The sequence below is a fragment of the Jiella soli genome (assembly GCF_020615385.1).
In the GTDB taxonomy this organism is placed as follows: Bacteria; Pseudomonadota; Alphaproteobacteria; order Rhizobiales; family Rhizobiaceae; genus VKMB-3413.
Map to the genome: position 1 here is coordinate 1 of NZ_JAJAVB010000004.1, position 20345 is coordinate 20345.

Consider the following 20345-nt stretch of genomic DNA (forward strand, 5'->3'; position numbering starts at 1 on the left):
CGATCCATCCGCACATGGATTCAGCGATCGGCCCCGTTGGCAAGGGGGTGGGTAATTACAAGGCGGCAATGCTTATCTGAATAAGGCGGTCGTAGTTGATTCCGAAAAACTGTTAATTCATCTGGCTAGGCAGTTAGATGAAGGTCTGAAGATTTATATGTTGCTGCAGTACTCAGGTGATTGTCAGCCTTGGTAGGTGGGTCCCTGTGCGGTTTGCCGGTTTCAGAATCCGATAATTTCGGCAAATTGCGGGTTGTAATCGTTGGGGTTGCGAATTTAATGGAGTAACGCGGCACGAGCGTTTGCTCCAGCGCTACATCAACCTTGCGCCGGTACTGCTTATAATACCGATCTAAACGCCTACGAAGTCGAGCTTTCGTTCGTCGCGGAGCGAGTCAAAGACGGCCGCATGCGAATCACGGACGCGGCGGCGAGGGCGAGGAGGGCCGCGACGACGCCGGCGACCCACCAGCCGAGCGATCCTCAGGGATGGCGACCCGCTTTCGGTGCGGGCTCGCCATCCGGCCGGTCGGTCACCGCCCCGGACGCCCGGTCTTGCTGGGCCGGCGCTTGCGCTTCTGGTCGCCGGGGTCCTCGTAGGAGCCGCGGCCGACGCGTTCGCGGCGGATCGGGGCGGGGGAGTCGGCCTCGCTGCGCTCGGGTCCCCTCATCCCCCTGCCGGGACCTTCTCCCCCCCGGGGAGAAGACGAGTCATTTGACGCCGCGCCCTTCGCGCCCCCCTCTGTCCTGCCGGACATCTCCCCCGCAGGGGGGGAGATCGGCTGGCTCGATGACGGCGCCGGCTTTTTCGGCGGGGTCTTGCCGGTGGGCTTTTCGGTGCGGCCGACGGTCATTTCGTCGAGCGTGTTCTTGCGGAAGAGGGAGGGTCGGCTCGGCACCGCCGTGTCGGTGCCGGGGCCCATGTCGTCGAGGGACGGCTTGCGGAACAGCGAGGCGGGGGCGGCGCCGTCGCCGGTGCCGCGTTCCTTCAGCGGCTCGCCGCGCGGGCCGAAGCGGGTGGGCTCGGCGGACTGGCGGTCGCGCTTGGCCTTCTTGCCGTATTTCGACTTGCCGGTGACCGGGGAGATCATCTCCTCCTCGAGCTCGGCGGCGCCGGTGAGCGGGTCGGCCTCGTCGACGGCGGAGCGGGCGCCCTTGCCGCCCTTGCCGCCGCCATCGGCGGGGCCGAACTCCAGCTCCTTGGCCTGCAGCCGCTTGATCTCGTCGCGCAGGCGCGCGGCGGTCTCGAAGTCGAGATCGGCGGCGGCGTCGCGCATCTGCTTTTCGAGCGCCTCCAGATGGGCGCGCAGATTGTTGCCGACGAGGGCGCCGGCGTCGGCCAGGCCCTTCACGTCGACGCGGACGTGGTCCTTCTCGTAATAGCTGTCGAGGATGTCGGCGATCTTCGCCTTCACCGAGGCAGGCGTGATGCCGTTCTCGGCGTTGAACGCCTCCTGCTTCTCGCGGCGCCGGTTGGTCTCGGCGATGGCGCGCTCCATCGAGCCGGTGACCTGGTCGGCATAGAGGATGACCTTGCCGTCGACATTGCGCGCGGCGCGGCCGATGGTCTGGATCAGCGAGGTCTCGGAGCGCAGGAACCCTTCCTTGTCGGCGTCGAGAATGGTGACGAGGCCGCATTCGGGGATGTCGAGGCCCTCGCGCAGGAGGTTGATGCCGACCAGCACGTCGAAGGCGCCGAGGCGGAGATCGCGGATGATCTCGATGCGCTCCAGCGTGTCGATGTCCGAGTGCATGTAGCGCACGCGGATGCCCTGCTCGTGGAGATATTCGGTGAGGTCCTCGGCCATGCGCTTGGTGAGCACGGTGCACAGCACGCGGTAGCCCTGGGCGACGGTCTCGCGGATCTCGCCGAGGAGGTCGTCGACCTGGGAGCGGGCCGGGCGGATCTCGACCGGGGGATCGGTGAGGCCGGTCGGGCGGATCACCTGCTCGGCGAAGACGCCGCCGGCCTCCTCCAGCTCCCAGGAGCCGGGCGTGGCGGAGACCGCGACCGTCTGCGGGCGCATCGCGTTCCACTCCTCGAAGCGAAGCGGGCGGTTGTCCATGCAGGAGGGCAGGCGGAAGCCGTATTCGGCGAGCGTCGCCTTGCGGCGGAAGTCGCCGCGATACATGGCGCCGATCTGCGGCACGGTGACGTGACTCTCGTCGATGAAGACGAGGGCGTTGTCGGGCAGGTATTCGAACAGGGTCGGCGGCGGGTGGCCGGGCTGGCGGCCGGTGAGATAGCGCGAATAGTTCTCGATGCCCGCACAAGAACCAGTGGCCTCGATCATCTCGATGTCGAAGCGGGTGCGCTGTTCGAGCCGCTGGGCCTCGAGCAGGCGGCCGGCCTTTTCGAGCTCGGCGAGGCGGTGCTTCAGCTCCTCCTTGATCGATTTGACCGCCTGCTGCAGGGTCGGGCGCGGCGTGACGTAGTGCGAATTGGCGTAGATCTTGACCGACTTCAGGTCGTCGGTCTTCTGGCCGGAAAGCGGGTCGAACTCCTGGATCGCCTCGATCTCGTCGCCGAAGAGCGAGATGCGCCAGGCGCGGTCTTCGAGGTGGGCGGGGAAGATCTCGATCGTGTCGCCTCTAACGCGGAAGGAGCCGCGCTGGAAATCCATGTCGCGGCGCTTGTACTGCTGGGCGACGAGGTCGGCGAGGAGCTGGCGCTGGTCGAGCCGGTCGCCGACCGCCATCTGGAAGGTCATCGCCGTATAGGTCTCGACCGAGCCGATACCGTAGATGCAGGAGACGGAGGCGACGATGATGACGTCGTCGCGCTCGAGCAGGGCACGGGTGGCGGCATGGCGCATCCGGTCGATCTGCTCGTTGATCGAGGATTCCTTCTCGATATAGGTGTCTGAGCGCGGGACGTAGGCCTCGGGCTGGTAGTAGTCGTAATAGGAGACGAAATATTCGACGGCGTTGTTCGGGAAGAAGTTCTTGAACTCCCCGTAGAGCTGGGCGGCCAGCGTCTTGTTCGGCGCGAGGATCAGCGCCGGGCGTTGCGTCTGCTCGATGACGTTGGCAACGGTGAAGGTCTTGCCGGAGCCGGTGACGCCGAGCAGGACCTGGGTCTGGTCGTGGTCGGATATGCCGGCGACGAGGTCGCGGATCGCGGTCGGCTGGTCGCCCTGCGGGGTGTAGTCGGAGGCGATCTCGAAGGCGACGCCGCCTTCCGACTTGTCCGGCCGGGCGGGGCGGTGCGGCAGCCAGACCTCGCCGTTCTTGATCAGCGGGTTGCCCTCGGAGATCAGCTTGGTCAGCGCCTCGACGGTGGCGGTGACGCCGCCCTCGGGCAGGCCCTTGGCATCCTCCAGGCTGATGTCGAGGCCGGCGACCGGGTTGAGCCCCGCGGCGGCGCGCTGCTTCGGATCGGACGTGCCGCCCATGGAGGTGCCGCGGGCGGACTTGCCGGGCCGGACCCTGTCGTTGACGCCGGCCAGCGACTTGCGCGTCCGGGTCGGCCTGCCGGCGTCGCCGGCGGCTGGCTCGCCGCCGGCGTCGGCGGCTCTCTCGGCCGTGGTCTCGGCGGCGCGGGCGATCTCGTCGGCCCAGCCGGAGACCGGGCCGGAAAACGCCTCGGATGCGTCGAACGCGGCCTGCGGCGCCTCCTCGAACCCGCTGCCGGGCCCGCGCCCGTCGGGCCGGATCGGCTCGGAGGCGTCGGAGAAGTCGGTGATCGGACTGCGGCGGGATTTCTTCGGGGGAGCCATGGCGGAACATATAGAGACCGCGGCAAGGGGATGGAAGGTGCCGCTGCTCTGCCGCGGGCTCGTTTCCACCGGTCGCGGACGGCAGCGGCGGAACACCGCCTTGCATCGCCCCGCCCCCTCCACCGCCCGCCGGACGCGGCGGGAGAAGAACCCGGCCCATTGCAATCGCGGTCGCGCTTGCCCATTCCTTTGCAGGAGGCACGGAGACGGGAACGGCGCCATGAAGCAGGCGAAGCGACGGTTGACCGCAGTGATCTGCGCCGACGTGGCCGGATATTCCCGGCTGATGGAGGTCGACGAAGAGGGCACGCTCGCCCGGCTGAGAACCTGCCGCGCGCTGATGGTCGAACTCGTCGCCAGTCACGACGGACGCCTCGTCAACTCCTGGGGCGATGCGCTGATCTTCGAGGTTTCGAGCGCGACCGAAGCCGTAAGATGTGCCGTGGCGATCCAGGACGCGATGGCGGCGCAGAATGCGTCGCGGTCCGATCTCGAAACCATGGCGTTTCGCATCGGCATCAATATCGGCGACCTCATGGTCGAGGGCGACGACATCTACGGGGACGGCGTCAATGTCGCCGCCCGGCTGCAGGAACTGGCGCCGGTGGGCGGTATCCTCCTGTCGCAGGTGGTCTACGAACAGGTGCACGGTCATCTGGCGCTGAGCGTCGTGCCGGTCGGGCCGCTGCGCCTGCACAACATCGCCGAGCCGAAGACGGCCTATGCGATCCGCCCGCGGGGTCAGAACAGCGATGCGGTCGGGACCGCTGCGTCCCCGCCGCAGCAGGAAGCGGCAGGGCCGCTGCCGGAGCACAGGGACGACGCATTGCCGCCGCACGAGAACGGCCTCGATCAGGCCCGGGCCTGGCTGATGAGCCAGCCCCGGCGCGTCCGTGCCAGCGTGGCGATGATCGGCGCCTTCTTCGTCCTGAACCTGATCACCTCGGGGCTGTCGAATCTATGGTTCTACTGGCCCTCGCTGCCGTTCATCCTGTTCCTGGGGCTCCACATTCTGCTCGGCGACACGCGCCGCGACCGTCGCCGGTCGACCGGGTGATGCAGCCTCGAGCCGGCCCTTCCATCGGCTGGGTGCAACTCCTGGGTTGACTGACCCGACCGCGCGGTTGGCAGCGGTATTTGCGGATCATCGCGCACGGGAAGCCTCCTCTTCCCTATAGGCAATGCGGCATTATTCACCAATTTCCTACCGAAGCGACTTGTCGCGTCACATCCATGTGATAGAATTTCACCGAATACGCGAGTATTCACCCGACGAGAACGGTGGGCGTTCGTCCGGTCATGGCATGCTGATGGTGGGCCAAACTGGGAGGAATGACATGCCACTACTGACTGCACTCGCATTGTCGATCGGCGTCCTCGGGGGCGTCGCAACCTGGGCCTTCGTGGGGCCGGCGGCCGGCGTCGGCCTGCAGATCTGGGCGGCCTTCGTCGCCTGGGCCGCCTTCTACCACTCCGGCGGCAAGATGGCGGCGCTGCGCGCCAACATCCCCGCTCATATCCTCGGCGCCGTCGTCGGCTGGCTGGCGCTGGTCGGCACGACCAGCCTCGCCGGCGGGCTCGGCGTGCCGGTCGCGGCCGGGATCTGCGTCGGGATCGGCGCGGCGGCCATGGTGATGGCGGCCAACCTGCCGCTGTTCGGCTCGATCCCGTCGAGCGTCTACGGCTTCGCCTGCGTCGCCGGCTATGCGCTGCTCGCGGGCAAGCTCGGGACGCTCTATGCCGGGAACATCGTCGACAACCCGCTGATCAACATCGTCGCATCGATGGTGATCGGCTCGGTGCTCGGCTACCTGTCGGAGGTCATCGGCGTCGCCATCAGCAAGCGCCCGACGCCGACCGCCGCAACGGTCTGATACCAGCAGGCGAGGATGCTGACGCATCCGCCGGCTGAACGTGATCCCGATTTCCGCCGCCAGGCCGAAGGCTTGCGACAATCGGGATCCGGACCAGGGGGCATTTCCAGTGCCTCCTGGTGTGACGCGCCGGCCGGGTACTCGCCGGCCTTCGGCCGGTTGACGGTTCGGTTACCAGGCTTGGCTAGGGTTCCGGGGTCCGCTCGCGTCGCGGAAAACGAGGGGCCAGCATGGTATTGCGTCGAGGCGCCCGGCAGTTCTGTGTACTCGCCGTCGCATGGATCGCGGCGGCGAGTGTTCACAGCCCGGCGGCCGCACAGGGCTTTCAGGCCGACATGTCCGCTCCGGCCGGGGGCTCGCTCGTCTGGGGCGGGCGCCTTCCGCAGCCGGGCGAGGGCTATGTGCCGAGCGTTCCTGACCCGGCGGACCGGGCTGCGCAGTCGGCCCCAGCCGCGGCCTATGCGCCCCAGCCCATCCGGCGGAGCGTCCTTCCGGATGCGGCCGCCGGAAACGCGTCCTCGTCATCATGGTCGGAACCGGCGTCAATGCCCGGCCGATCTCGCGAGGCCGCCGGCAGCGCGCCCCGCGCGCCGCAGCAGCCGGCATCGGCCGCCACGACCGGCTGGTCGCTGGAGGACGATATCCTCGGACGCCGCCGGCCGCGGCAGGGAACCGGGGCACCGATCGAACTTGGTCCGGCCGCCGGCGGTTTGGCGGGAACCGGCCCCGGTATGCGTACGACATCGCCAGGTTTCGCGAACCTTGCCGCCCCTGACGGGACGGACAGGCCCGAGACGGACGAGGCGGACGACGGGGCAGGGGCCGGCGGCGGTCTCGCCCGATCCCTTGCCGCGGCACCAGCGCCGCTCGTCGCGCCTTACGTCTTCGGAACCACCACCGTCGCGATCGGCGAAGATCTGCCGGAAGATGCCGAGGACGATCCCTGGGCAGGGCTGAAGGATATCACGCCCGGAGCGCGGGACCACGATCTGGCGGAGGCGGACGCGCCGGAGGATCGTGGCAGCCGCGTCGCCTCGCTGGAGCCGATGGCCGGGGTCGCTCACGGCACGCAGCTACCCGGCCGCGGCGCGCTGGAGGGCGAGACGCCCGGCGGCTATCAGGCGCTGCCGCGGGCCGAAGCGCAGTGCCGGGCGGCGCTCCACCGGCTCGGCGTCCGCTTTGCCGAGGTGGCGCCGGTCCAAAGGGGCCGCAGCTGCGGCATCGCCCATCCGGTGAAGGTGCTGGCGCTTGCCGGCGACGTGAAGATCTCGCCGGCGGCGGTGCTGAACTGCCCGGCGGCCGCGCGCCTGTCGCAATGGGTGGAGGGGGCGGTCAAGCCCGCGGCCCTTTCGGCGCTCGGGACACGGCCTTCGACGCTTCTCGCCAGCTCCTCCTATCGCTGCTCGCGCGTCGCCGGTACCAACCGGATCTCGCAGCATGCGAGCGGCAGCGCGCTCGACCTGCGCGGTTTCGTCTTCGCCGACGGCCGCCGCTTCGTGGTCGAGAAGAAGGGCATGTTCTCCTTCGGCGAAAAGCGCTTCCAGCGCGCGATCCGCACGGCCGGCTGCCGCTATTTCGGCACCGTCCTCGGCCCCGGCTACAACTGGGACCACCGCAACCACCTGCATCTCGACATCCGCCCGCGCCGACGGGTGGTGTGCCGGTAGTGGCGGGACCTTGTTTTAGATTTCTTCGTATTCGTCGTTATACCGATTGTGAGCCTTGTAAAAGAACTTGACTCCTTCCTTGCCATTGGCCGCCTCCGCTCTGAGGCAAATGCCTATTCGGTGTGTTTTTCTGAATATATCTTCATATACAGCAAATGCATATACGTAAGCAACTCTCTCCGCTCGGATAAGTGATTTGGATATGGTTTGATCAGCTGCAAGATTGCCAAGATGCTTTACGGTTACTGCCTTGTTGGGGGAAATCCAGAAGTTTCCTTTTGCAAGATTTTCTAATTTTCCCTCGAATGAATCAATTATATCGATTTCCACATCCCGATTTGCAACGACGACAGCGGTATCAAAGGCACACTTTCTAACTGGAGATGCACCTGTATTCGACCACGTGACCCAGAAATCGTGGACTATTCGTGATCCGTCCGGCTGTTCAACAATTCGGATGTCGGTCTCGGTAGGCTGAAGGTAGCCGCGAACCTGCAATTCTCCAATTTCACGATTTACTACAACTGCGTCTTGAGCCGCAATCACTGCTTTGCGCGTCTCGACCAAGGTTTCTTTCACCCACCAAGCGCCAGGAGCTGCGACAAAGACCGTCGCGGTGCCGATGATCCATGTGGCCCACAATGTACCCTCGGCCCAATCCGAAAGCTCCCGTTGCGTGTTCAAATTGCCAACGGCGCGTTGATCCTCCATAGTAGCGTTGCGAGATCTGAAGCTACACTCAACCGCTTCCTTGATATTTTGTTTGGAAAGGCATTCTTCTTTATTTTTCTCTGATTCATCGCGGGCGGCGCTTTGAGCGGCATGGTATTCGTTGGAGGCTTGATAGCCCTTTGAGTAGAATATCCAGTATGATACCGCCGCAAAAAACGCTACGCCCACGGCCGACACTATCCAAGGTGCGGCGTATTGATACCGGTCACGGAAAGACATGGAAGCAAGAATCCTAAGATCACTTTGATTTAAGTACGATATTCCGCAGCTTAAACTCCACTTCGTCAATGCCAATTTCACACGATCACTCGAAAAACTCCGCCAGATGATACAAGGGGGCTATCTGCCTCAAGGACGTGTTTTGCCGTCTTTTCCTGTCCGCATCTTTCGCAGAGCGTTACTATCCGGGACCTCAAGTATCGAGGGGAAGCGCACGGATTTCGGCGGCGCGCTAACCCAGCGCCTTCAGATCGGCTCGCAGGCGGTCGGGGTCGACGTCCGGGTGTTCCGCGTCGATCGCCGCATGGGTTTCACGCCAGGCGGGCAGGGCTGCGGCGAGGCGCTGGCGGCCTTCGGGCGTGAGCGACAGGAGCCGCGAGCGGCGGTCCCTGGGGTCGACGGAGATGGTAAGGAGGCCCTGGCGCTCCAGCGGCTTCAGTGCCGCCGTCAGCGTCGTGCGGTCCATGGCGAGGAGGTCGGCGACCGGGCCGAAGGGCGCGGGCTGCGGACGGTTGAGCGACATCAGCAGCGAGAACTGGCCGTTGGTCAGGCCGAAGGGTTTCAGCGCCGCGTCGAACCGGCGGGCGAGCGCGCGCGCGGCGCGCTGGACGTGCAGACAGAGGCAATGGTCGCGCACGAACAGCGTCGTCGCATAGGGAACCGGCGGGGCGGCGTCGGGCGCCGCGATGTCCGCCGCGTCCGAAGGCGCCGGGCGCGGCGATTCCGCCTGCTCGGTCGGCCGGTTCCGGCGGGCCGGGGCGCCTGTCCCGGCGGCTCCGGCGGCAGGGCGGTTGCGGCGTCTGTCGCTGTCTCTGGTCGTCATCGGCACTTTTTCTGCTTCTTGCGACCGCCGGGTGGAGCGGGCGGCGCGTGAACGTCCTCTCCGCATGATCTTCGAAAGGCAAGCCCCGGCTCGCCGCAGCGGGTCGATCGCCTGGTCTTCGCCGGCCCGGTTGCCGCCGCCGGTCCGGCTCCGGCGGGCGCTCGTCATGGCGTCGGTCCCGATCTCGGCATGCCGGCCACCCGGAGCGGCGTGTAGCGGGCGACGACTTTGACTCCATCGAAGAATGTTGATATCAATCTTTTGCACGGCCGGCAAATCGCGGCCGGATACGGGAGGTCGACATGCCGGATCATCGGGTGGTTTCGCGGACGGAATGGATGCGTGCGCGGCGGGCGCTTCTGGCGCGGGAGAAGGCCGCGACGCATATGCGCGACGCGGTCAATGCGGAACGCCTGGCCCTGCCATGGATGAGGGTCGAGGCGGACTATCGCTTCGACACGGAAGCAGGCGAGCGGCGCCTCGCCGAGCTGTTCGACGGGCGCAGCCAGCTGATCGTCTATCACTTCATGCTCGGCACGGGCTGGGCGGCGGGCTGCCCCGGCTGTTCCTTCCTGGCCGACCATCTGGACGGCGCGCTCGTCCATCTCAACCATCACGACGTGACGCTGGTCGCGGTATCGCGGGCGCCGCTCCCCGAGATCGAATGCTACAAGGCGCGGATGGGCTGGCGGTTTCCCTGGGTCTCCTCGCATGGCACGCCGTTCAACCGCGATTTCGGCGTGTCCTTCGATGCCGCGGACATCGTCGCCGGAATCGCCGGCTACAATTACGCCGAGGGGCTTGCGGAGAAGGAGGTCTCCGAGCTTCCGGGCCTCAGCGCCTTCTACCGCGACCCGGACGGTTCGGTCTTCCACACCTATTCGAGCTATGCGCGCGGGCCGGAGGAACTGATCGGCACGCTGATGATCCTCGACCGGGCGCCGCTCGGCCGCAACGAGTCCGGCACCATGGATTTCGTGCGCCGCCACGATGAATACGAGCCGCAGGCGAAGGCCTTCGCCGTGGCCGGCTGACGCAGGCTGGCGGGATCGGCCGGGCGCCGGCCCCGCTGGCCGGCCGCCGGGATCTCGCAGGAATGGGAATTCGTCAGGAGGACGATGGCATGAGCGAATGGCATGGACGGTTCGTCTGGTACGAGCTGATGACGACGGACGCGGGCAGGGCGAGCGCCTTCTATGGCGAGGTGGTCGGCTGGCAGGCGCGCGACTCCGGCATGTCCGGCATGACCTACACGCTGTTTTCGGCGGGCGGGCGGGATGCCGGCGGGATGATGACGCTCGGCGACGACATGCTTGCCGCCGGCGCGCGCCGCGGCTGGATCGGCTATGTGGCGGTCGAGGACGTCGACGCGTCGGCGGGGAGCTTTGCGGAGAAGGGCGGCAGGGTCCACCGCGCGCCGGCGGACATTCCCGGCGTCGGGCGCTTCGCCATCGTCGCCGATCCGCATGGCGCGGTGCTCGCGCTGTTCGAGCCGGGCGGGAACGGCGACGGGCCGCCGCCCCAAGGCACGATCGGCCATGCCGGCTGGCGCGAGCTGATGGCCGGCGACCTCGAGACCGCCTTCGCCTTCTATGCGGAACAGTTCGGCTGGCAGAAGGCCGAGGCCGTCGACATGGGGGCGATGGGGATCTACCAGACCTTCGCGCCGAGGAGCGGCGGTCCGGCGATCGGCGGCATGATGACGAAGCCGGCTTCGCTGCCCATGCCCTATTGGGGCTACTATTTCCAGGTCGAGGCGATCGACGCCGCGCTCGCCCGCGTGACGAAGGCCGGCGGCACGGTCGTCAACGGGCCGCACGAGGTGCCGGGCGGCAGCTGGATCGTGCAGTGTCTCGATCCGGTGGGAGCGTTCTTCGCGCTGGTCGCAGCCCAGCGCTGACGGCGGTGCGAGCGGCCGGTGACCGGCCAGCTTGCGCCGGGATTGCGGCCGTGGGCGCAATCGCGGCGGGGCCACTTTTCGCGGCTGCGAAGATGGCGTAGAGAGCGCCGGGCGAGCAGCGACGCATCGGGAGGAGCGGGCGCCGGTCGCCCCGGCTCATCTTTCGGACTTGCTCCTCATGTCGCTCGAATGGATCGGCGCGCTCGCCGCCGCCATCACCTCCTTCTGCTGGTTGCCGCAGATCCTGCAACTGGCGCGGACCCGCCAGACCGCCGGCATCTCGCTGGCCAGCAACGCCTTCTTCGCGAGCGGGGTCGCGCTCTGGCTGATCTACGGGCTGGCGATCGGCTCGATGCCGGTGATCGGCGCCAATGCGGTGACGCTGGTCTTCGTGCTGGTGATCGTCGGCTTCAAGCTGCGCTACCACTGAGCGAGCAGGGCGGGCGAGACCGCCCCCCGTCAGCTCTCCCGCTTTTCCCGGCGTTCGTAGAGCGACTTGGCGAGTTCGCCGAGCGAGCCGACGAACATGCCGATCGAGCCGATGACGAACAGCCAGACGCCGGTCGTGTACCAGGCATCGAAGGTCTTGAAGAACAGCACCGAGCCGACCACGAAGCAGAAATTGCCGATCAGTCCGAGTCCCAGATGGATCCAGGAATAGTCGCGGACGAGGGCTTGCAGCATGATAGTCTCAACTTGCGGACGGAACCGGCAGGAGACCCGGGGACGCGGCGCCCCAAGGCCGAAGGCCTTCCGGCTACAGTGAAGCCGAGGCGAGGGTCAAGGGTGGTGCCCGCCCGGTCCCGGCCGGCCGATCCCTTCGTCGGGGCGCTTCTCCTCGCCGCGTCAGACCGAGACTCCGACCAGAAAGAAGCGCGCCGCGCCCCCGGTCGCGACATTCGCGAGAGTAGTGACCGCGAGGTTGGCGAGGTCGATCACATAGGCGGTCCGCCCGCCGCTCCAGAAATATCCGAGACTGGGGCTGGGGCCTTTCACCTGCGGATCGGTGAAGGTGCCGAAGGTCGCCAGAAGCGAGATGCAGTTCAGCCCGCCATTGGCGTTTTGGAGGGCCTGTTGCTTGGCGACGTCGGCGTGAAAGCGGTTCCAGGCATTGTTCAGCGGATCGGGCCCGGCCGCCAGGATGCACTTCAGTTCCAGATAGGTGTCGTCGGCCATGCCGGCGGTGCGGTGGAGGAAGAAGTCGCACCGTGACGCCGCATTGGCATTGGGCACGACCGTCACGGCCCCGTTCGCGGCGTTATAGGCGAGATATCCGCCGCCCTGGGCCGGATAGGGATATTCGCGGTCGCAGGTCTGGGAGCCTTGCGAGGCCTGCATGAACACCGAGGCGATCTCGAGCTGCAGCCAGACCTCCCAGCCGCCACGCAGCTGCACGGTCGAGGCGAAATAGGACGCCTTGTCGAGGTCGATATAGCGGGGATTGTCCTGGTAGGCCTGGAGGATCGTCGTCAGGAACGGTTGGACGCGCATCGTCGGTTCTCCTGTGCCGGCGGCTCTTGAGGCGAAGAGCCCGGCCTGGTTGAAAGATCTCCGCCCGGCCGAGGCGCCGGGCGGTCACGCAAGGACAAAGGCATGGGTCTTCATGTCGTAGGCGATGGCGAGCGCGGGGTCGGAAAGATCGACGCTGAGCGCTCGACCCGCGACGGTGCTGACGGCCCTTCTTGCCATGGCCATCAGCTTCGGCCGGTAGAGCTGCGGCGGGACGATCGTCCCGACCGCCTGGTCGTCCGAAAGCGTGAAGACCCATGCCGCCGAGGGGAGCGACAGGTCCCATCGCATGTCCGCATCGAGCGGCCTGACCAGCGACGGGGCCGCGGTATTCTGGTTGTCCGCGCTGTTCGTGAACGTCTCGACGAGGCCGAAGGTCAGATTGCTGGTCGGGCTGTCGTTCGAGATCAGGAGCTCGCCCGCGATGGCGTCCTGTGTCGTTGCCGTGATGGTGGTCCCGTCGAACGAGCAGACGATGCCGGGGCCGGAGACGTCGGCACGGGAAAAGACGCGCGACGTCAACTGCAGCGGCACCCGCTGCCAATTGCCGTAGGTGGGGCTCGCCGCCATCGCCTGGACGTCGGGTGTCGGGGCGACGGTGAAGTCGCCGCCGATGATGTCGAGCGCCGGAAGGCTGAAGACGAGGGCGGAACCGACCTCCGGCGAAGGTTGCGGCCTGGCGATGGCGACCGCCAGCCGCTGGGCCTGAAGGTAGGACAGGCCTGCCTTATCGATGCTGACCTTCATCGCCACGCCTCTGCGAAGTGGCGATGCGGCTCCACCCGCGGTGCCCGCCCGCCTAGAGCGGCTGGTTGATCAGAGCGACGCTCGATCCGGAGCCGACCGGAATGGTGGGCGCCTTGCCGGGAGCCCCGGTGATCTCGAAAGTCCCCGGCTTGATGATCAGCGGATAGTCCTGGTTGGTGGCGTCGAAGGCGAATTTGCAGCCCGGCGCCGAGAGGTTCGCCTGCACGTTGCCGGACGTCAGATTGAGCTGCGCGGCGACGAGGAGCACCTGTTCCAGCGGCTTCATGATGATGGAGTTCTGCGGCGGCAGCGTGAAGGCGCAGAACGGCAGGTATTGCTGCCCCGTCGGGGTCGTGACGAGGCCGGCGAGACCGACGGTGACGGCCGGGGTCGAAGCTGGCCGGTCGTTGAGGACGCCGATGCTGTCGGCCGGAACGCCGTCGACGCCGCCGGTGGCGAACTGGCCGGTGGAGGTGAAGGTCACCGCCGAGCTGAGACCCATCGGGTTGGACAGGCTCTGCATCGTGATCGTCGTCTGCGCGGCGATCTGGGCGCTGTTGAAGATGTAGACCTTGTACTGCGGCTCGTACTGGATCTGCGTCTGGCCGAACATGTTTCCGAACGGCACCACGAACCAGGCGGGAACGCCCGCCGCGATCTGGCTCGGCCCCATCGCGCCCTTGAAGCCGATGAGATTGTAGTTTCCCTGCTGCAGGGCGGAGAGCACCTTGTTCTGATCCGCCGAATTGAAGTCGAAATCGATCGTGAAAGTCGTCATTTCTACACTCCATTGCCGAAAGGGGACGTCTAGTCGACGCGCTTTCCGGACGATGCTCGGCATCAATCGCAATGCGTGTGACTATTGAGCAATTACTACCTTGTGGTGTGCATCGGAGCAATGAGAATTATTTGCGCTGCGTGCAGGCTCACGGTTGAAAAATGCGCGTGATGCATGGTGCCGGTCGCGCCGGATGCGCATAGGGAGAGGCCGCGCCCGGATCCGGGGCGGGATCGTGGGAAGCGATCGAGCGGCGCGACGCGCCGCCGTGCGCCGGCGCGATCAGGTCCGGGTGGCGTGCAAGGCTTGCGCCAAGGCTGCCAACGGTTCCAGGATCTCGGCAGGGAGTTCGGCGAGGATCGGCGTCAGCTGCCTGACGCGATCCGGATGGGCCGCCGCGGGATCGTCGGATCGCGCGTCGATCTCCATCTGGCCGCGGCCGAGGATGAGCCAGTCGAGCGACAGGTTCAGGTGCAGCGCGAGGGCGACCGAATGGTCGAGCGACATGCGGCCGCCCGTCGTCCACCGGCTGACAGTGCTCTGGTCGACGTTGAGGTCGGCAGCCAGGGCGTAGAGTTTCGAGATTCCCCGCTTGCGTAGCGCTGTCCGCAGGCGGTCGGCTCGCGCATTCCGGTCTGCTGGATCCTCCTCCATCGGGCTACACGCTACCGTCCCATCGCAGTCCCATCCCCTCAACCTAGCGCTATTCGGTTGTATTGCGGAAACGGGGTTCGCAGGATCCATCTCCAGGCGGCATTCGGCCGGCGTCGATGGGATGAAGCGGAATGGCTTCTTCGCCGAAAACGCGGCGAACGCGGTGCCGGTTGCGCGGTTGTAGGCGATGGCTCCGGCCGGTGGCGGGGCGGGGAACGCGGCGCTCAGCCCTCGATCGTTTCCGGCGGAACGGCGGCCGGGCGGCCGTCATCGTCGATCGCCACCATGACGAAGGTCGCCTCGGTGACCTTGGTGCGATCGTGCTTGGCGCGGCCCTTGGACCAGGCTTCGATGGCGAGCGTGATCGAGGTGCGCCCGACCTTCTCGATCGTCGAGTAGACGCAGAGCGTGTCGCCGATCTTCACCGGACGCTTGAAGGTCAGCGCGTTGACGGCGACCGTCGCGACCCGGCCTCTGGCGCGCTCCGAGGCGCGGATGCCGGCGGCGAGGTCCATCTGCGACATCACCCAGCCGCCGAAGATGTCGCCATTGGCATTGGCGTCGGCGGGCATCGCCGGAATGCGCACCGTCAGTTCGCCCCTCGGCTGTTCGTCGCTCTCGTCCATCGCTCGTCTCCGCAGTGGTGATCGCGTCGAGCCTTAGCAAATGCGCGGGGGATTTGGCAGCGGTTCCGGCGCCGGTCACCCGGACGGCGTCGAAGCCTGCCCGTCGTCGAGCTGCCGTCGGTCATGCCGCCGGTCGCCCCTGCGAGCGATGACCGGCACGAGTTCCACGGCGAGCATTGCGGCGAAGATCAGGCCGCAGCCGAGGAAGCCGATCGAGGGGATGCGCTCGCCGAGGAGAAGCGCGCCGAACAGGGCGGCAAACAGCGCTTCGGAGGACAGAAAGATCGAGGCCTGCGCCGCCGTTGTGTGGCGCTGGCCGAGGATCTGGAGCGTGAAGGCGAGGCCCGAGGAGAAGACGCCGCCATAGACGATCTCGGGCCAGGCTGCTGTCATCGCGGCAAGGTCCGGCGTTTCCATGATCCCCGCCCCGACCGCGGCGAGGACGGCGGTCACGGTGAACTGTGCAAGCGAGAGCGTGTAGGGCCGGCCGCCGCGGCTGGCGAAGATCCCGATCAGGAGGATCTGCACGGACCAGAAGACGGCGGAGACGATCGTCCAGAGATCGCCGGGACCGAGCGCCGACAGGCTGCCGCCGCCGAGAAGCACGATGCCGGCGAAGGCGGCGAGCGCCGCCGGCCAGACGATCCAGTGCGGGTGGCTCCTCAACAGGACGAGCGCAAGAACCGGGGTCAGGACGACGTAAAGACCGGTGAGGAAGCCGGAATTGGTGACGGTGGTCTCGAGGAGGCCGATCTGTTGGGTGATCGCCGCGAGAAACAGCGCCGCGCCGACCAGGGCAAAGCCGCCCCAGGTCCATGTGGGGATCCGGACCGAGACGCGCCGGCTCTCCCACAGGGCAAAGGGCAGGAGCGTCAGCGCCGCAAGCGCGAACTTGGCGGCGGTGTAGGTCCACGGGCCGACGGCATCCATCGCCGTCGACTGGGCGACGAAGCCCATCCCCCAGACGGCTCCGGCAAGGAGCAACAGACAATTGGCGCGAAGACGGGACAGGGCGGAACTCGCGGAAAGAAAGACCGACGGAAGGGATGCAATGCGGGGGGCATTCAGCGGCCCGCCTCCTAGCAGAGCCACGCTCGTCCTGACCAGAGCCGGCAGCGGCGCCGACGGCCGCTCATGTCTCCGGGAAGGTCAGGGCTTCGTCGTCCCCGCCTCCAGCCGTTCTGCGATCGCTTCCAGCCGGCGGCGGTTGGCGCCGAAATCGCCCCGGCCGAGGAGCGAGCGCGAATAGATCTTGAGCGCGGTGCCGCCCATGGTCGCGACCGCTTCCGCGTCGACGGTATCGGGAAAGCGCAGGATCCTGGTGCGCACGACATAGCGACGATAGCCCGGGCGCTTGCCGCCGTCGACGCGCTCGGCGCCGGGCTCGGCGAGAAGGATGCGGTCGAGACTCCTAAGGATTTCGGGCGGTGCCGCCTTCACGACCGGCAGGATCACGTCCGGCTTCAGCGGCCCGCAGGCGCCCGGCGAGCAGGCGAGGGCATCATTGCCCGACGCCCGGCGTTCGAGGTTCGCGAAGTCGGCCGGCCCCTGGTCGGCAGGTCCGGCGATCATCTTCCAGACCCGGTCCCGCCCGATGGCGAAGAGCCCGACCGTCGCGAGGAGTGCGGCAAGGCCGAGAGCGGCGGCGATACGCGTGACGAGTTTCATCAGGGTTCCGTTCGGCGGCGATCGGCGGCCATTGCCTCGATCCTTGCGGCCGATCGATCGTCCGGCCGTTCGACGTCGCGATAGGAGGTGTGGACGCCGGGCTCCAGGCAGGCGATGATCGCCTGCCGCAGCGGATCAATCCGACCGCCGGAGCGCGCCGGCTTCATCTTCGTCCGGCGCAGGGCCTCTCCCTCTCGAGACAGGAACATGGAACAGATGAAGACGATCGCCACGACCGCCCTAACGACCGCCTTCCTTCTTGCAGGCGCCGCCCTTCCGGGAATCGGGGCCAATGCCGCGAGCCTGCCGGATCCGGTGAACGTGACCATGACGGGACCGGACGGCTCCGACCGCGGGACGGTCTCGATCGTCCCGACGCCGCACGGCCTGCTCCTCGAGGCACAGCTCACGGGCCTCGCCGATGGAACGCACGCCTTCCACATCCACGAGACCGGCCGCTGCGAGGGCGATTTCTCCTCGGCCGGCGGCCATTTCAATCCGGCAAGTTCCGACCACGGCTACCTCGTCGAAAAAGGGCCGCATGCCGGCGACATGCCGAACGTGACCGCGGCGAACGGCAAGGCGGATTTCACGGTCTTCCAGTCCGACCTGGGTCTCGCCGCCGGCGACGCGAACAGCGTCATGTCGGGCAGCGGCGCCCCGCTCAACGATGCCGACGGCTCGGCACTGGTCGTCCATGCAGGGGCGGACGACTATCACTCGCAGCCCTCCGGGGCGGCCGGCGGCCGTGTCGCCTGCGGCGTGATCTACCCGCCGAAATAGCCTCAGCGCGAAGGCTCTTTCGGGCATTCGGCGCGGCCGCCCGCGAACTCGGGACGGCCGGCTCGGGTTAAGTCTCCGGCAGCCAGGTCTTCGGCCGAAAGCCGGGCAGGGACTCGATCCGCATGAGCCAGGCGCGCAGCTTGCCGAGAGGCTCAAGGTCGAAGCCGCCTTCTTCCGCCGTCGCGGTGTAGGGATAGAGCGCGATGTCGGCGAGGCTCGGCGTGTTTCCGCCGAAGAACGGTTCGCGGCCGAGATGGGTGTCCATCACGGTCAGCGCGCTGGTGCCGCTTGCGAGCGTCAGGGCCATGCGTTCCGGCGTCGCCGCGGCGCGGCGCGAGGGATAGACGGTGAGCGCGCGGCGCACCGCGACCGCTCCTTCGTGACTGTTCTGTTCGAAGAACATCCAGCGCAGCATGGCCGCCCGCTCGAAGGGCTCGGATCGGTCGAAGACCGTGCCGGCGCCGAGATAGCAGAGCATGGCGTCGGATTCGGGAAGGAGGCGGCCGTCCTCCAGCTCCATCAGCGGCACCTGGCCGTTCGGGTTCTTCGCCAGCCATTCGGCGCTGCGCGTCGTGCCGTCATGCGCCGACACCTCGACATGGCGGAACGGACGGCCGGTGAGCGCCATCAGGAGGCGCGGCTTGTAGCAATTGCCGCTGTCGGTCATGCCGTAGAGGGTGATCATCGCGGTCTCCTTGTTCGGGCGCCACCATGCCCCGTGGGGCACGATCGATCCAATTCATTTGCGTTGGGCAAGTGATCGACGCCGTCCATGGATGCGGGCCATCGGCGGGGGAGACGGGCTGCTCGAACGCGTCCGTCGAGAGGCGCCTGGAAACAGGGGGGCAGCGCCCGCTGCGGGTCATTCGGCTGAGACGCCCGGAGGACGCAGTGCCGAGCGGAATGCATCCACGACGCAGAGAAGACGCCGGCCCTTCGGCCCGCTGCCTGCGTAGCAGGACGGCGGCGCGCGATGGGCCGGCGCGAAGAGGCGGCTGCGGCGCCTTGGGGCGTTTGACGCCGCAGCCGGAAACTCCGGTCCGGTTTCGGTCCGGTGAGAAGACCCTAACCACCCACCGTTCCGCCGGAATGTCTTCGACGTTTCGTCCGTATTTCTTGCGTGCATTTGGGCAAGGGCGGGGCGGTCGGCCGCCGCCGCCCGTCGGTCGCGCAGCGCGGTGCCATATCCGGATTCGGCTGCGAACTCGCGTCTTGCGCTGCGGCAAGGAGGAGACTACCGTCCCCGCCGGTTTGTGACGGGACGTCCGAACCGACCAGCCCAGGATTTCGGAGTTTATTCCCATGGCATTCCTTGCCGACGCCCTCGACCGCGTGAAACCGTCCGCCACCATCGCCGTCAGCCAGAAGGCGCGCGAACTGAAGGCGAAAGGCCGCGACGTCATCGGGCTCGGCGCGGGCGAGCCCGATTTCGATACGCCCGACAACATCAAGAACGCCGCGATCGACGCGATCCGGCGCGGCGAGACGAAGTACACGCCGGTCTCCGGCATTCCCGAGCTGCGCCAGGCGATCGCCGCGAAGTTCAAGCGCGAGAACGGCCTCGACTACAAGCCGGAACAGACGATCGTCGGCACCGGCGGCAAGCAGATCCTGTTCAACGCCTTCATGGCGACGCTGAACCCCGGCGACGAGGTGATCATCCCCGCGCCGTACTGGGTGAGCTATCCGGAGATGGTGGCGATCTGCAACGGCACCTCGGTCTTCGTCGAAACCAAGATCGCCGACAATTTCAAGCTGACGCCGGAAGCGCTGGAGGCGGCGATCACGCCGAAGACCAAGTGGTTCCTGTTCAACTCGCCGTCGAACCCGTCGGGCGCGGCCTATACGAAGACGGAGCTGAAGGCGCTCGCCGAGGTCCTGATGCGCCATCCGCATGTCTGGGTACTGACCGACGACATGTATGAGCATCTCGTCTATGGCGACTTCGTCTTCACGACGCCGGCGCAGGTCGAGCCTGGCCTCTACGAGCGCACGCTGACGATGAACGGCGTCTCCAAGGCCTATGCGATGACCGGCTGGCGGATCGGCTACGGGGCCGGGCCGATCGAGCTGATCAAGGCGATGGACATGATCCAGGGCCAGCAGACCTCCGGCGCCTGCTCGATCGCGCAATGGGCGGCGGTGGAAGCGCTGAATGGGCCGCAGGACTTCATCTCGAAGAATCGCGAGATCTTCCAGGGGCGGCGCGATCTCGTCGTCGGCATGCTGAACCAGGCGCGCGGCATCGAGTGCCCGTCGCCGGAGGGGGCCTTCTACGTCTATCCGTCCTGCAAGGGGCTGATCGGCAAGACCGCGCCGTCGGGCAAGAAGATCGAGACGGACCAGGATTTCGTCACCGAGCTGCTCGAGGCCGAGGGCGTCGCCGTCGTCCACGGCTCGGCCTTCGGCCTCGGCCCGAACTTCCGCATTTCCTATGCGACGTCCGAAGCCCAGCTCGAAGAAGCCTGCTCGCGGATCCAGCGCTTCTGCGGCAGCCTGAACGACTGACCGGTCGACTCGCACCGTAGCGCTCTCGATAGCGGGCGGTCCCAAACGGGGCCGCCCGCCGGCGTTTAACAGGGGCTGGCGGCAGGCGGGCTCGCGCGGGCAGGGGCGGGTCCGGGAAGCGCGGCGGTCTCGCAGGGA

21 protein-coding genes are annotated in these 20345 nt (G+C 67.0%); 8 read left to right on the forward strand and 13 right to left on the reverse strand.

Annotation, left to right across the window (positions count from 1 at the left end):
• Positions 1-533 precede the first annotated feature (533 nt).
• On the reverse strand, positions 534-3719 hold the full coding sequence (uvrB, locus tag LH400_RS03500; RefSeq protein WP_229151275.1) for an excinuclease ABC subunit UvrB: 3186 nt from the start codon (positions 3717-3719) through the stop codon (positions 534-536).
• Between the two features lie 220 nt (positions 3720-3939).
• Between uvrB and LH400_RS03505 the strand changes: the two genes are divergently transcribed.
• The 3 genes from LH400_RS03505 to LH400_RS03515 all read left to right on the forward strand — a co-directional run bounded on the left by LH400_RS03505 (position 3940) and on the right by LH400_RS03515 (position 7260).
• Positions 3940-4776: an adenylate/guanylate cyclase domain-containing protein gene (locus tag LH400_RS03505; protein WP_229151276.1), complete on the forward strand. Its 837-nt coding sequence runs from the start codon at positions 3940-3942 to the stop codon at positions 4774-4776.
• Positions 4777-5056: 280 nt separating this feature from the next.
• Positions 5057-5593 carry a DUF1097 domain-containing protein gene (locus tag LH400_RS03510; RefSeq protein WP_229151277.1) on the forward strand — a complete coding sequence of 179 codons (537 nt, stop codon included), beginning with the start codon at positions 5057-5059 and terminating at the stop codon, positions 5591-5593.
• A gap of 731 nt (positions 5594-6324) precedes the next feature.
• Complete coding sequence (locus tag LH400_RS03515; RefSeq protein WP_229151278.1) at positions 6325-7260, forward strand: extensin-like domain-containing protein; 936 nt, start codon at positions 6325-6327, stop codon at positions 7258-7260.
• A gap of 15 nt (positions 7261-7275) precedes the next feature.
• Here the strand turns inward: LH400_RS03515 and LH400_RS03520 are convergent, their stop codons facing one another.
• Together LH400_RS03520 and LH400_RS03525 are read right to left on the reverse strand one after the other, a co-directional pair.
• Complete coding sequence (locus LH400_RS03520; RefSeq protein WP_229151279.1) at positions 7276-8211, reverse strand: hypothetical protein; 936 nt, start codon at positions 8209-8211, stop codon at positions 7276-7278.
• 232 nt (positions 8212-8443) lie between these two features.
• Positions 8444-8899: a MarR family winged helix-turn-helix transcriptional regulator gene (locus tag LH400_RS03525; RefSeq protein WP_229151449.1), complete on the reverse strand. Its 456-nt coding sequence runs from the start codon at positions 8897-8899 to the stop codon at positions 8444-8446.
• 437 nt (positions 8900-9336) lie between these two features.
• Between LH400_RS03525 and LH400_RS03530 the strand changes: the two genes are divergently transcribed.
• The 3 genes from LH400_RS03530 (at position 9337) to LH400_RS03540 (ending at position 11364) form a co-directional block, all read left to right on the forward strand.
• Entirely contained in the window at positions 9337-10068 is a 732-nt protein-coding gene (locus tag LH400_RS03530; protein ID WP_229151280.1) for a DUF899 domain-containing protein, read from the forward strand.
• 89 nt (positions 10069-10157) lie between these two features.
• Entirely contained in the window at positions 10158-10934 is a 777-nt protein-coding gene (locus LH400_RS03535; RefSeq protein ID WP_229151281.1) for a VOC family protein, read from the forward strand.
• A 178-nt stretch (positions 10935-11112) separates the two neighbouring features.
• Positions 11113-11364 (forward strand): SemiSWEET family sugar transporter, encoded by a 252-nt coding sequence (locus LH400_RS03540; RefSeq protein ID WP_229151282.1) that lies wholly within the window; start codon positions 11113-11115, stop codon positions 11362-11364.
• Positions 11365-11393: 29 nt separating this feature from the next.
• On the opposite strand, the gene LH400_RS03545 is transcribed toward LH400_RS03540, so the two are convergent.
• The 9 genes from LH400_RS03545 to LH400_RS03585 form a co-directional block, all read right to left on the reverse strand.
• Entirely contained in the window at positions 11394-11618 is a 225-nt protein-coding gene (locus tag LH400_RS03545) for a YrhK family protein (RefSeq protein WP_229151283.1), read from the reverse strand.
• A gap of 162 nt (positions 11619-11780) precedes the next feature.
• Positions 11781-12425, reverse strand: coding sequence for a hypothetical protein (locus LH400_RS03550; protein WP_229151284.1), 645 nt, complete (start codon positions 12423-12425; stop codon positions 11781-11783).
• Between the two features lie 84 nt (positions 12426-12509).
• A complete protein-coding gene (locus tag LH400_RS03555) occupies positions 12510-13190 on the reverse strand; it encodes a hypothetical protein (RefSeq protein WP_229151285.1) in 681 nt (226 codons plus the stop codon).
• A 52-nt stretch (positions 13191-13242) separates the two neighbouring features.
• A complete protein-coding gene (locus LH400_RS03560; protein WP_229151286.1) occupies positions 13243-13968 on the reverse strand; it encodes a hypothetical protein in 726 nt (241 codons plus the stop codon).
• A 282-nt stretch (positions 13969-14250) separates the two neighbouring features.
• A complete protein-coding gene (locus LH400_RS03565; protein WP_229151287.1) occupies positions 14251-14622 on the reverse strand; it encodes a helix-turn-helix domain-containing protein in 372 nt (123 codons plus the stop codon).
• 224 nt (positions 14623-14846) lie between these two features.
• A complete protein-coding gene (locus LH400_RS03570) occupies positions 14847-15248 on the reverse strand; it encodes an acyl-CoA thioesterase (protein WP_229151288.1) in 402 nt (133 codons plus the stop codon).
• Positions 15249-15323: 75 nt separating this feature from the next.
• Positions 15324-16259 carry a DMT family transporter gene (locus LH400_RS03575; RefSeq protein WP_229151450.1) on the reverse strand — a complete coding sequence of 312 codons (936 nt, stop codon included), beginning with the start codon at positions 16257-16259 and terminating at the stop codon, positions 15324-15326.
• A 138-nt stretch (positions 16260-16397) separates the two neighbouring features.
• Positions 16398-16916, reverse strand: a complete 519-nt coding sequence (locus tag LH400_RS03580; RefSeq protein ID WP_229151289.1) for a DUF1499 domain-containing protein — start codon at positions 16914-16916, stop codon at positions 16398-16400.
• A complete protein-coding gene (locus LH400_RS03585; protein ID WP_229151290.1) occupies positions 16916-17083 on the reverse strand; it encodes a hypothetical protein in 168 nt (55 codons plus the stop codon). Before LH400_RS03585 ends, LH400_RS03580 begins: the two co-directional genes overlap by 1 nt.
• Positions 17084-17123: 40 nt before the next feature.
• Between LH400_RS03585 and LH400_RS03590 the strand changes: the two genes are divergently transcribed.
• On the forward strand, positions 17124-17699 hold the full coding sequence (locus tag LH400_RS03590; RefSeq protein WP_229151291.1) for a superoxide dismutase family protein: 576 nt from the start codon (positions 17124-17126) through the stop codon (positions 17697-17699).
• Between the two features lie 67 nt (positions 17700-17766).
• Here the strand turns inward: LH400_RS03590 and LH400_RS03595 are convergent, their stop codons facing one another.
• Positions 17767-18384: a glutathione S-transferase family protein gene (locus LH400_RS03595; protein ID WP_229151292.1), complete on the reverse strand. Its 618-nt coding sequence runs from the start codon at positions 18382-18384 to the stop codon at positions 17767-17769.
• 617 nt (positions 18385-19001) lie between these two features.
• Here LH400_RS03595 and LH400_RS03600 point away from each other — a divergent pair.
• On the forward strand, positions 19002-20207 hold the full coding sequence (locus tag LH400_RS03600; protein WP_229151293.1) for a pyridoxal phosphate-dependent aminotransferase: 1206 nt from the start codon (positions 19002-19004) through the stop codon (positions 20205-20207).
• Positions 20208-20345: the final 138 nt, after the last annotated feature.